This window comes from Paenibacillus sp. J22FR21, from assembly GCF_056269135.1.
The window spans coordinates 66,962-80,823 of the sequence record NZ_JBWDNJ010000005.1; the positions used below are offsets into that span (position 1 = coordinate 66,962).

Here is a 13,862-nt window from a genome sequence, read left to right on the forward strand (position 1 = left end):
TCGTTACTGACACCTCAAAAATCAGAAATCTTGTATAACCTCTTTCTGTAAAACTCTCCCTCTAGTCTTTCTAACTTTCTCGGCCCATTCAAAAATAACACTGGCAGCCGGCTGCAATCGAATGCCACTCCACTCTTGTTTAACGTTATGATGAGAATTTATGTAATTACGCTTCAGATATTGGGATGGTTTAATATTATGAAAACTGAATTGTAAATTAAATAATGAAACATATGTAACCTCATGATTGAGATATATATCTACACCTTTGATTTTTTTAAGTAGTACTTGCTCTATGCCACCAACCACATACTCTTTAAAAATATAGCGTTTGGCAAATTCCCCTGTTTTATCCTTTTTAACATATGCATTCAATAAGTTCATACATGAAAAGAAGTATAGAGCATCATATTGATCATTTATATGAACAAGCGCACTTATATACGCCTTAGATGCTTGGCTTTCATTTATTTCCGGAAAGATCGCTGTTTGATTATCAATGAGGTGTAATAATTCGTATTCCGTCATATAGGTGCTCCTTTTCTTCAACGAGTCCATTAATTAATGTTCCGCCATTACTGATACCCTCAGAATAACACTCTTCTGTGACAATTAGCTGTCAGAAACACTTGTTCTTATCAAAGTTCCATAAATAAAAAGTTGAGAGGATTACTCATCAAGTACATCCCCTCAACTCTTTAGCTAATTAATTCATATTCATACATCTAAATGTCCACAGCACTCGCCATTAACCTATCTTCCAACATCTTCTTAATCTCATTTACATCAAAAGGCACTATTACATTCTCCGCCATTTCACGTTTACTCTCAAGTAACTCATGCATGAGTTCTTCTACCGTACCTTGCGGGAAGTTCTGAGAATCCCGGGTAATGATGTGATGAACATAAACGTCTTTCTCTTGGCCAATACGGTAGGCTCGGTCAGTGGCCTGGTTCTCGACTGCTGGATTCCACCAACGTGTATAGTGGATAACATGGTTGGCACTTGTAATCGTTAACCCTACCCCTGCTGCCTTCTGAGATAGCAGCATAACGCCGAACCCCTTAGTCAAGTTAAACTCCCGTACAACCGACTGCCTATTCGGTGTATCACCATCTATGATGGGCACGGATATTCCGTAACGATGCATAAGTACACGCTTAACTATACTGTGGATACGTCGGAACTCAGTAAAGATGAGTGCTTTTTCTCCTCGTTCCTTCACCTGGTCTAAGATTTCAATTACCTTAGCAAGTTTCGGTACTTCATTTAGCTCAAGAGTCTCGTAATTCGGAATGATAGCTCCAGGATGCCCATACAATTGACGGAGTTTGGTTAACATATTAAGAATAGCAACTTGCCCGGTTCCCTTTGTCTGCAGCATGGATCGAGAGATAGCACGTTGAACCGAAGATGCTTCAATATAGATTGGGTCTTTCTCTATCTTCTCAGGTAAGTGATCCGCAAGAACTTGTTTCTTAGTTCGACGCATGTAGTGAGGTTCAATCATCCGAAGCAGTCCATCATAATCTGTATTCGCACTAAATCGATTACGAAACTCTTTTAATGAATATAGGCATCCCGGTTGAACAAAATCCATAATAGCCCACAGTTCATCCATACTATTCTCAACTGGTGTTCCCGTCATAGCAAGCCGGAAATCGCCTTGCATAGCCCGAAGTGCGCGAGATCTCTGACTTGTATGGGATTTAATATTTTGCGCTTCATCACATATAATGGCACAAAAGTTGATTTTACCAAAAATCAACTGATCCGTTTTTAATGTGTCATAGCTGGTCAACACGAGATCGTATTGGCTAATTTGCTCATGGGACCGTAACCGGCCGCTTCCATGATGCACATATACACTACGGGATAGAGCAGGAGCAAATTTCTCGATTTCCACGAGCCAGTTCTCAATCAATGCTATCGGCAGCACCAGTAATGTTGGTTTCAATAGATTTCTATCCTGCTGTCGCAGCAAAAAAGCAATAACTTGAATCGTTTTCCCAAGCCCCATATCATCAGCCAAGAGCCCTCCACGGCCTTGTTCATACAGACGACATAACCATTGATAACCTTCCAGTTGATGCTGGAATAGATCAGCTTTCAGACCTACAGGAAGAGGATATAGTGATGGATTATACTCATTCTTAGCGCTTACGGAATACTCCAGATTCTCTTCATTCTCCATGATGTCAAGTACATGACCTCTAGACGGGTCAGCTTCCTCCTCGACCCTATCGTCGCCGAGAAGCCTTTTCCGTAGAGTCGGATCTAGGTACACCCATGCACCATCATGGACTACATATTGCTTATCTGGATTTTCTTCCATTAAAGCTCTTAAAATGGACTCATCTATCGGTACGCTTTCACCCGACTCACTATCAAACCAACTGATTTTGCCGCCCCCTATTGGACGTGGATGAGCTTTTTGAATCGGAATAATTCCTCGTACCCTGTTCGAAAAAGCTTCTAAATCAATCATATAGTCGGACTCTGGAAGAAGAGCTGATGGATTCTCAAGAAACATGGGCACTTCTTCCCCATGAATATGCCTCTTAGTGAGCAGTTTATTCAGTTCCTCGCTCACTTTCGGGCTTCTAACATAGCGTTCACGCCGATCGCCTTTAGAGAAACTCTTTCTCGGGTTAGGATCTTGAAGAGTCTCACTTTCAAAATCATTCTCTCCACGAGGTACAAGTTCAATATGTTCCGGACTGTGTACCTTAACATCGATATCATATTGATCAATCACATGATAATGTTCTTTCTCTAAGAAAGAGTCAGTTCGAATCCCCGCTTGCTGGGCTAACCCCTGACAAACAGCAACCTTCTGGTAAGGGTCCTGATATGAAGTATCCTGTATTGCGTTTCTCAAACGATAGATTTCCTCAGGAAGCAGAAATAGTGATTCCTTCGTTTCCACAACTGCACCAATAACTTTTCCAATTCGTTCAAGATTTCGCCCTTGATTGTCCGCTAGATCTAGCCGCAACTTTGCTTCTTGCGGCAATGACTCCAAATGGAGTGTTCCGGTAACTTCAGCAGGCTTGACAGGCAGCCCTAAAGTGCGAAGGATTGCTATCCCATCTTCATCATTAATCATCTTGAAATAGGTCTCATAGGGCAGCAGACCTTCTTGAAGCACTTCTAAGTCATAAAGATCTTCCCATGCTATATAGCGCTCAAATCCTGAAGCCTTATATAAGTTTTGGATCAATTCCTTATTCAATGGTAGCTGAAGTTCATCAATCTGCTTACCGACTACTTCTTGGAATGATATCTTCACACCAGTTTCAGTTATGCCGAAAGTTGTTTTAAGCTCACTCAGCTTCTTTTTGAAGAAGGACATGTTTGTTTACCTCCCACCCTAAATTGCTACGCAACCAGTGGTCAAAAATGTGCTGCCAAACCCCAACGTGCCTGAGCCACCCGCCATCTACAACAAGTTCTTTATTCATCAATTCAACACGTTTCACATCACCAGCATAGAACGACTGATTTTTTTTCATTACTTCACGTCGTGCTAATAATTGATCAATCTTTTGCTGGTAATGCATTTTAAAAGTTGCATTGTCATACACGTAAACCGCACCACCTCCTAAAACTTCCATGACGACAACATCAGGGAAGTACATCAGAAGCGTTGTGTTCTTATCCACTACCACTGCATCATTCAAACGACTAATAAATTTCTCCCAATATTTATAACGTTCATGATTAATATTAACATCCTTAAAAAATTCCTTGAGCGTTTTATTTAGTCTCCAACGATGGAATTTCTCTTTCTCCGCCTGCCCAACATTTTCCCATAATATGGGCTTATACTTGTAAGTTCCCATTAAGTCGTAAATCAATTCTGCTAACTTAGCCACTTGATCCAAATTACAGTTTGCAATTAAGCTATGTACCATCTGCTGCTGTTCCTGGCTGGTAGCCCCATAGAGAATCGATAGGTAAAGTTGCTGCTCTTGAAGAAAAAAAGCTGCCTTTGCTTCCTTTAATGTTTCAAGAAATACGGTTCGGTAGAAGGTATGATGCTCACTAACAACATAAACAGCAATTCGGTCTTTGAATGGACCTGCATCCACGGAAACTAACTGACCACTCAAATAAACAATGGGATTTACATCATGGAGATATCTTCTCCATTGATCCCTTGATGAATCTTGGAGTCTTCTTTCGATCGTATCAGGATGAGTTAGATACGCATACTGAACAAGATGCCACATTGGATCTATCACACCGACCTGATAGAATGCTTCTAACATAAGCCTAAATGAACGGTGGTTAGTTTCTATTTGGCCTCTTATCGTATGTACTAAAGCTACCTTCCACTCCATTGACAACTCGTGCTGAAATAAAAATGGTAAAAGACCTTTCTTTCGCCGGTTAAGTCTAGTTGTCCATTCTCGGAAAGCTTCTTGATTCCCTGAATCCCTAAGCAGAACAAACTCGGCATATAACTCATCAATACTATTCTGATATTTAGAGAAATCGATTGGTTTTACCTTTTCTGTCCTGCCGTTCTTCAGTTCATACTCCACAACCCACGTCTGCAACGACATTGGAAGATACTCGAAATTCATTACTGTCGCACCAACTTCTCAATGGCTTGGAATGCTTCTTCATCTTTTAACCGGAACAGAAACTCTACCCTACGTGATTTTTCTGCATCGATTTTCCCATTGCTCGTAAGTATTGGTTCACTGAAGCTTCTGCCATTACAGGTAACGAATTTTTGACTATAAGCTCGCTGCGAGAAGTTAGGGAAATCATCGCTATACATATACTTCAGCACTGAAAATGCCCTGTTCTGCGATAGCTCCATATTATACATATAGGTCCCATTGTCATCTGTATGACCTTCAATCATAATTGTAGCGATTTTACTTTTAAATTTTTCTTGAAGTAAGATTCCCATATACTTAGGAACAAAGTCCTTCAAGAATGCCTTACCATTATCTGAGATTGTATAAGACTTAGACTCGAACAGAATACTCCCCGGAAAACGAATCGCTCCCGTTTGTTGATCGATCTCAATTTGTAAATTGGACTTCTTGAAGAATGCCATTAACTCCTTGATAATCTCGGTTTTAAGACCAATGGCTTGCTCGATCTCTTTTGTCTTCTGTTCAGCCATTTCCCTTAACTCTTTAGCCTGTTCTTGCGACTCTTCAGCCTTCTGTTCTGCAGCAGCCCTCTTCTCAGAGCTGTCTTGAACATCTAGAACAACGACAACCATAATAAGCGCAAAGACCATAAGCATAACACTCATTAAATCTGCATAAGACATCCACCAATTTACATTCTCTTTTTTGTTACTTTTCATGATGCGGATACCATTTCATCTTTTTGGTTCGTTAGGATCTCGCCAAGTTCCTCGAATACTTCCATCAACTCTTCCTGCAGTTCATGCATCCGGCTAACTGTTCCGGACATACTTTGCATGGCTTTAGTTAATGTATTATCGAAATGATTGTATGTCTTACTCAGGCCACTATCTATATTGTCTGCAAAATCTTTGACAGAAACGTTTAGCACATCTCGGGTAGCTTTCATATGCTCACTAGCGTCCTGCCAATGCGTCTGCATTTGTCCAATCTGATGCTCGACACGATTCAAGTAGTATTCAGACTTCTCTAATGTATCTATGACTACGTCATTTGTTTTGGAGCGTAACTCTGTCAGCTCTGGTAAGAGCTTCGTCTGAATGCCTTGCATTTCAAGCAACTGTTCTTGCATCATCCCAACATTCATGACCACATGATTCACGTTTTCGCTTAGCTTCTCTGAGTCGTTCACGATTTTACGGAACTGATTGGACATATGTGAGAATTGATCCAACGCATCCAAATGCTGACGTTCTGTCTCTTTATAACGATTTACAATGTCGTTCATCGTTTCTAGCATCTTCGATTGCATTTTTTGAGTCTGTTCGATAAGATCACTGAATGCTTGAACGGTTTTATCGGTTCCACCTGTAATCTGGTTGACCAAATTCTTAGTAATATCTTGCGATTGATGCTGAGAGATATGTACTTGCTGCTGCATAAGGTCTGTTATTGGACGCATCGCATTTTCTAATGCATCTGTGAGTAATGTCTTCAAATGATCAGCCTGATTTCTCGAAACCTTCTCAAGTCGATTCAAGAACAACTCTTCATCATCAGCATTAAGCAGAAAATTTAGCCGTTCTGCATGCCAATCGATCTGTGCTTCAAATTGTGCACTACTAAAACGATCAATAATAGTCCACAAAATTGATAGCCCAATACCCAAAATTGATGTATAGAATGCGGACTCCATGCCGGAAAGAAGTTGACGGATACTCGTCTTCAGCGTATCTGTTGTTCCCAGATCAAGATGAGCCAATCCAAATACGAGACCGATAAATGTCCCGAGAACACCGAGACTAACGAAAATACCACCCATTACATCGACCCATGCTCGATAACCCATGTGATGATTTAGAGCCTCTGCCCCTAAATAAGGCTCTATTCGAATCCGTTCATCTGCATTCTTCTGAGAGACACGGTCAAAGTACCTTTTCCATTGCTGAGCATACTTTATTTTAGAAGTGCTCTTATCACTAAAAATAATATTAATCTGCCGATCAAGATCAGCTGAAGAACTCCCTTTATGTAACATATCTAAACTACCTTTAATTTGTCTCATTAACATCCACTCACGTAAAATTAATCTACCTAGCAGAATGCCAGCTAATAAAAACACAACAATTTGAAGAGAAATCCATAACTCTTTATAAAGCTCCACTCGCAGCCGCTCCCTTGGGAAATTTCGTTACTCACACTATACAAAATAGTACTATAATCCCAGATTTTTGTCTTTAGCAATAAAAGTGATTTACTGGAAACAGATGTATACTTTGGGATGAAAAAAAAACAAGCTGACACCGGTTTATTCGAAGTCAGCTTGTCTTTACATCTCGACTATTTGGATAATAAGGTAGTTGAATCTAATATAAATGGAGCAGATCCGTCGTCAAGTCTGGTTACCGTCTCAAATAAAAAGCGACCGTCTTTCGAATACCTGTACTCCATCAATTTATTTTGGAATTGTTTCAATGATGTTTGACCATTGAATTCCAGCTTCAAAACATGGGCAATCCAATCCGTTTCACTCTGAATACGAGTATCCTCAGTTCGAACGATGATACAATCAACCGAACCAAGAAGCCTAAACTTCCCGCTTTTCCTTACACAATCAATGAATAAATCCTCGGTCCATTCCAGACTATTATCTAAAGCTGGGAAATCCTCCGGATTCCAAGCGGAATCTAAGGTCACGAAATATCGTCCCTTCGCTTCCTCGCTATCTAGAAGCATAGTAACGAAAGCAACGAGGCTTTCCTCCTTCTCATCCGACCAACCAAGGCAATTGCGATGAATATACTCCCCGAATTGCCCACTTTGGTAGTAATAAATATTCCTGCTGCTCGCTAATGCCATATCCAGTGTCTCTTCTCTAGCCCCTACTTCCTCAGTCACCCAGTGGTAGACCAATTCCCTTGGAACCTCAGCTCCTTGATCTTCAATATACTGTTCCACCATGTTGAGAAGTGTCAACTCTTCCAATGGATGATCTTCATGAGCAATAAGAGGATATCGTACAAAGCGCATACTGGACAATTCTAGGCCCTGCAGCAAATCATATAACAGATAGGACGATGTAATTCCCATTTTAGCGCAATCATGACTCGCAAGCTCATACAGTCTGTTAACATGAATAACACCTGTTTCAGATAGCAGCGGCTCTAATTGTTGAATAATAGGTCCAAAATCCTGCTCATAGTACGGATAGAACTCTCTAAGTGCAACTTTTCCAAGATCGGCACTAACGAAGTCACGGTCAGCGCTAATCGAGAAATCAAGCGTGAACCACTTCCAACCACGCTTGCGAATGAACTCTTCGCGAAGTTGTTCCACCGTCAGCGGTTCCTGATGCTCACGGATGAATACTTTGATTTGTTCGCCATTACTTAGTTGGAATGCGTCATCTTTATGCCAGATATGCGGAAATTTATTTGGCGCAAGCTGATCCGAACCATATTTGCGAAGCATCGTATATAACGCATATTCATTCGGAACATTGCCATGAATGAGTCTCTCCTCAAACAATTGGAACAGCCGACCTACTGAAATTGGACTTCTACGCTCCAACAGCTGCAGGGCTTGATCGGAAACTTCTTGAATAAGTTCTTGAGCGACATGAACAAAGGAATGATGGATATAAGTTCCGCGTCCCCACAGATATGCGATCTGGCTATATTCATCCCGCTGAATGACCGAAGTAAAATCACGATCTCGTGTAAACTCATCTGGGCGAATTCTATTCGCTCTCTCGCACAACTCGCCGGCTCTTTTGTATATCTCCACACCATCAGGATAATAGCGCATGACCATCTCAACAACTTCATATTTCATCGTTTTGGTTAGAATGTATTGACCATCTGCAGTTTCAACAAGTTCCGTTTTTACGATCTTGTACCCTAAATCAGAAGGAAGATCCGAACTTGCAAGTTCGGCTGTAATAGATTTAACTTGCTCAAGCGGTTCTAACCTTCCACGCATTGCTGCACGGAAACTCTGGCGTAGTTTCTCCGCTTTAAGCTCGAACTCCTCTTGGGATTGGATCGTCCACCAACCATAATGTTCGAGATAAACCAGCCCTTCATACTCCTCTACTACCTGTTCAATCATGCCATGCGTGAAACTTCCATTAATGTCAATCGGATAATAATAATAATTTCCATTTTCTTCGCAAGCTTCTTTAAGCGCCTTCTCCAGCATAATTACATCCGGATGAAACTTCTTGAGCATTTTGTTAATGACTTGTCGAACTCGCTCACGCGTTAGCTCATAACGCTGGCCCAGCCATTCCAAGGTAGCCTTGCGACCTTCTCTTCTTTCCATCCAACGCAAGTGGAGGATTTCAAGATTACGGTTTTGAGCAATTTCACTCTCCGAAAGTTTCTCCGCTAAAATAGTTTCCACGTGCTTAATGCTAAATGGAATGCGCTTCTCGATGGACATCCCTAGCCACTCCTGCGCCTGCTGATGCTCAAGCTGGGTAACATTTAATAGCGAACTTAGATGTGTTATAAATTTGGTGACAGCCGTTCTCCCTGTTCCTCGAATGCTTAATAACATATCAAGCCTCGTTGGAAGATCCCCAACCTTCAACATTTGTTTGTCTATTAAGCTCTGTATAAGTCGAGGAACATTAGGAAAATATGCAGGATCCAGTTCGGTATCATAGTCGTTCTCCTGAAGTTCTACGACGGTATCTTGCCATATCAACTTCCCACTCAGACTTGCAGATTGAGAATCATATTGAAGTGCGTTTACATAAACTGCTGGATCATTTTCTTCAACTGGTTTACAAACGAACGTCGCCAATTGATTAAGCATTTTCTCAATCGTTCCCGCACCGGCACCTTTAATTCGCGTAATCAACTCGCTTAAATCCGACGGAAGATCTCTCAAATAAATAATATTACATGGTGACTTCATTTTACCGAGCAATGCAGTACATCCATAGATAGGAATGCTGCTGATTTCCACATCTAACAGACTGTCCGGAATCTCTAAAGTGCGTCCTTGAAAGAGCACCATAAATGATTCATTACGAACAGCCTCCGAATGATGCGCATTTGCATCCGACTCAGGATTATCTGTAATAGGATCAATCTGCATAAATTGCTCCATAATTTGAATCGTATCCTGATAACGCCCTCGCAGTAACCACTCCAAGGAAGGCAGTGGAACACCATTTAACTGATCGGTCAAGCGAATGCCGAATCTCTCCAACATTCTGGACACATCAAGAGACAGTACATCGTGAAGAACAACGCCCGGCTTCAGTCCATTCAATATTGAAACGTTCGCTGGACGTTCCAGTTTAATAAACCGACTTAATTCTCCTCGGAATTCCACGCCAAAGAACCACAGCTGAACTAGCACATCATGAAGAAGCTTCGGCTGCTTACGATAAAGCTCCTTCAGTTTTCCCTCTGTCCAATCTTTAAAACAAATGATATCAAGATCGTTAGAGATTTCGCTTAATCGGCTCGGCTGATACACGTCAATACGATTAAAGCTGATTTCAGTCGGAACGATTACACCATTCTCAATCGCATTGATTTCATCTGACTCTTCGACACTACTTACCGCTTTCTCTTCCGTTTCGGTCACCGTTTCCTCTACTGGATTAGCTACCGCTACAGAAGTTGAAGTTAACTGAACAGTTTCTTCGCTGGATTCAACATCATCAGCTGCATCTGCATCTTGTTCATTTCCCAAGCTTTCTGCAGTCAGTAATTCAATATTAACCCACCGCTGTGCTGACGGGTCTTTTCCCATCAGAAACCATGCTGGCTGACGCTTCGTGGATTGGCTGCCATTGCGTGCAAAACGGAAATAAAGACCTTGTGGTTTTAGTGAGAATAACATGTCTTTATGTTCCCATCCGCCAATAACCCATATAGCCCCACCATTGCCCCGCTTATCCAAGACTTCTAACGAGATGCTATTCAGGTATTCTGCAATTTCAATCTCTTGATTTGTCTCTTTCGTTTCGACCGCAACTGCTACCGCAGCTTCTTGCTCAGCAACGAGTTCTGCTGTAGCTGTTGTGTCAGTCGTGTCAGTCGTGTCAGTCGTGTCCGTTGTGTTCACATTGTCGTCTTTCGTAATCTCGTTACTTTTACGAGCCCATTCGTCCATACCAACAGCAAACTTATTGAGCATCTTTTGAATCTCAATAAACCTTTCGTCAATGGAAGATAGCAGCTTCCCTGAGACTTGATCTTCAATTAGCTTTTGGAGTTTCTCGCTAAGTTCGTTTGTCGATGAATTCTCTTTATCTGGGTTGTTAGTCGTTGCAGGCATAGGCATAACATACGTCGGTATCTCCAGAGTTACCGGTCCATAAGCTTCAGCATACCAAGCGCTCAATTCAAACAATTGTCGATGTGCCGTTAATGCGATATCTAAGGGTATTTCTCTAGCATCGTGAGCTGCCGAATTACCATTCTTTCGAAGCCATTCAAAACTGTTTCTAATTAAAGGATCAATGAGTTCTTTTCGTTCGAGCAAATGGAGCCGGTCAATTTGCTTAATCGCATATACCGGTTCCACTTTTTCATTTCGAGCTACAACAGTCGCTAATTGTTCACCGAATAACCGGCCCTGCACTAACATCGAGCGCGGATTCGTCCAGAGCGACTGTTCTGCTTCTTTAACAAGCGATGCTAATTCTGGAATTATGTCTTTAAGTAGAAGATATGAAGAAGACATTCGTCTGCCTCCCGCTAAAGTATATTCTCGAGTTGAGTTGATTTAATCCGCGAATAAGTGATTCGCAAACACAACTGTCTGTATTTGCTTAGGAGCTACGAGTACTGGCCAGTAGAAGGGGTTCCCATTCCAACCGACAGCGTTACCATTTTGCTTCAGTAGAATTACTGCTGGAATATCCGTTGCTAGATTCTTTGCATGACCCTTCTCTTGATAAGAGTCGGGGGAGTTCTCGAGACGTCCGTCCTGTTTCATTCGTGCAATATCCCGATTTCGCCTTACAATAACCCAAACTTTACCTTGGCGATCCTTGTCTTTACTTATCGTTGCTAGATATTCAAGACTAGCAATAAAGGCATCTTTATTCCAGGAATGCCCTTCTTTGAAGGTCTCTGCAATATGATTCACGATTCGTACCATATCACCGACATCCATAAGAAACTCGTCTGGTGTATTACTGCTGTCAGAGCAGTATGTTGATATCAGCTTATCAATAGCCTCCACATGCTTTGAGGTGTGGGTCTTGGCCTTCTGCTCGAAGCCAACAGGAAGTAACCTTGAAGAAGGTTTCAACGTTGTTGTATCCGCAAGCATGATTTTATTAGGGGAACATGGAATAATCTGATTGGACAAGTCCTTTTGAACAAAGATAACCCCTTTGTCGTGGTTGCCCTTCTCAAAAGCATCGCGCAGTGCAGTATCAAACTCATGAATGCGCTGCATAACAGAATAAATATCCGACGTGGTATAGAAGCGCGTTACAGTCAAATCCTCAATTGGTCTCGCTCCGTACATACGAGAATGCTGCAGTACAGTATCCTGTTGAAACGTCTTTGGGCGGCGTCCATAGTAGAAACCAATTAAGTTGCCAATCGTGATTCCGCGATCGAGAATTTGGCCGCCAATAAAGATATTCAATGGTGTCCGCAGCTTCAATTGCCCGGAGGTATCCAATAGCTCATTAACATCTTTCTCCGAGTTCACCTTTGTAATCATGATGTGGCCACCATCTAATGCCTGCTTCACTTCCTCTTGAACTACCGCGAAGCTTGGCAGCTTCAACTGAGAGAGCTCGATAGATAACTTCAGATTTGCATACGCTTCTTTAAGTAGTCTCTGGAACAGTGCAGAGTTGTCCCGAGATTCTTCCGTTAACTTCTCCGCAATGGCATCAATGATGCTTTCTTGCCAACCATGAGCAGCTTTGTTCTGCTCGGTATGAATAATAAAGCTGAATTTCTTCGGTACTTTACTCTCCTGGCGATCTTGAATACGTCTGATACAACCGCCAACGATAAAGTTTACAAGTGCATTTCGTAGTGAAGCAATCTTCCCGCTAATGAGACACTCCTCGATTTTGAACACGCGACGATCCTGCTTCTTCAGAACGTCAAGTTCACCTGCAGGTACTTCCTCGTACAGGTGATATGCGACAGTACCTTCTTCTTCACTTTCATGAAAGTAGAAGTCACCACCAATATACTTATCGTGTATGGGAACAAGCTCTGTAAACGCCGGCTTAATCGGCTTAAATACAGCTGAATCTACTATAATGTCTTCTGGTTGCAGATAGAGTGAGTATGGAGTAGCTGTAACCTGCAAGAAGCTGCTTTGGGCTGTGTTTTTTCGAAATTCATCGATTTTTCCAGCAATCTTCTTAATCTCAAGATTGTCATTATCCTTTGAAGAAGTAAATCCAATGCTCGCAAAATCTGCTTCATCATCGATGATCAATATCTTTTTATCAGCCATCTCAGGATATTGTTTAAAGAATGCATCATTCAGTTTTGCCATGTTCTTGATCTCTTTCTTCACGACAAAGCACAGTTTCTGACTAAGCTCATATCTCGTAAGCCTTGGCATGACCATAATATCGTAAATCTGAATGGCATCCTGTTCATGTAAATCGAAGAACTCTGATTTCAGCCTTTCCAACGTTTGCTGCGCAAGCGCCCGTGTTCCTTTCGTTAACACAATAACAATGTCATAGCTATTGTCATATGCCAGCGACATAACACCAAGGAACGTTCTTGTTTTACCTGATTGTATTTTCCCTAGCAGCATTCCTGGGCGATCTAATGTCGTTTGCGTATCCTGTAGCTTCTGCACGGTACGTTCCATACATGCTTGCATCTCAGTACCGTAATTGTTCTTATCATTGAGGTATGTAAAGAAGGTGCCGTTCAATTGTAATGTTTGAATCATGTTATCACACTCCCTTTTACCTAAAGTTTAACTCACCATTACGTCAGCAGTTCGTCAGCAAACAGGTGTTCGAACTAAAAAAGCATGCTCTTACAGCCTTTGTAGTGCAGCTGAAAGAGTATGCTTTTCGTGGCACACAATCTGACTGGTACAAATGACATAATTCATTGTGACTAGTGATTCGACATAGTCTAGACAGACTCCTCTCGCCACGAAAAGGAAAATAAATATTTATATTGAAAATACTGTATTTTTAGTAAAGTTAATCATAGCCCCTATTTATCTATAGCAAATTTTTTATTTCACTATTACCGTTAACGGTCTGTAATTTC

At 41.5% G+C, this 13,862-nt stretch carries 7 protein-coding genes; all 7 read right to left on the reverse strand.

What is annotated here, in order from left to right:
* Positions 1-21: 21 nt before the first annotated feature.
* Positions 22-528, reverse strand: coding sequence for a hypothetical protein (locus AC0YNS_RS18820; RefSeq protein WP_475782525.1), 507 nt, complete (start codon positions 526-528; stop codon positions 22-24).
* Positions 529-725: 197 nt separating this feature from the next.
* Entirely contained in the window at positions 726-3,356 is a 2,631-nt protein-coding gene (locus tag AC0YNS_RS18825; protein ID WP_475782526.1) for a DEAD/DEAH box helicase, read from the reverse strand.
* Positions 3,328-4,593: a hypothetical protein gene (locus tag AC0YNS_RS18830; protein WP_475782527.1), complete on the reverse strand. Its 1,266-nt coding sequence runs from the start codon at positions 4,591-4,593 to the stop codon at positions 3,328-3,330. Before AC0YNS_RS18830 ends, AC0YNS_RS18825 begins: the two co-directional genes overlap by 29 nt.
* Positions 4,593-5,336 carry an OmpA/MotB family protein gene (locus tag AC0YNS_RS18835; protein ID WP_475782528.1) on the reverse strand — a complete coding sequence of 248 codons (744 nt, stop codon included), beginning with the start codon at positions 5,334-5,336 and terminating at the stop codon, positions 4,593-4,595. Before AC0YNS_RS18835 ends, AC0YNS_RS18830 begins: the two co-directional genes overlap by 1 nt.
* Positions 5,333-6,781 (reverse strand): MotA/TolQ/ExbB proton channel family protein, encoded by a 1,449-nt coding sequence (locus AC0YNS_RS18840; protein ID WP_475782529.1) that lies wholly within the window; start codon positions 6,779-6,781, stop codon positions 5,333-5,335. The genes AC0YNS_RS18835 and AC0YNS_RS18840 overlap by 4 nt, the downstream gene beginning before the upstream one ends.
* 176 nt (positions 6,782-6,957) lie before the next feature.
* Positions 6,958-11,325, reverse strand: a complete 4,368-nt coding sequence (locus AC0YNS_RS18845; RefSeq protein WP_475782530.1) for a hypothetical protein — start codon at positions 11,323-11,325, stop codon at positions 6,958-6,960.
* Positions 11,326-11,367: 42 nt separating this feature from the next.
* On the reverse strand, positions 11,368-13,530 hold the full coding sequence (locus tag AC0YNS_RS18850; protein ID WP_475782531.1) for a Z1 domain-containing protein: 2,163 nt from the start codon (positions 13,528-13,530) through the stop codon (positions 11,368-11,370).
* Positions 13,531-13,862: the final 332 nt, after the last annotated feature.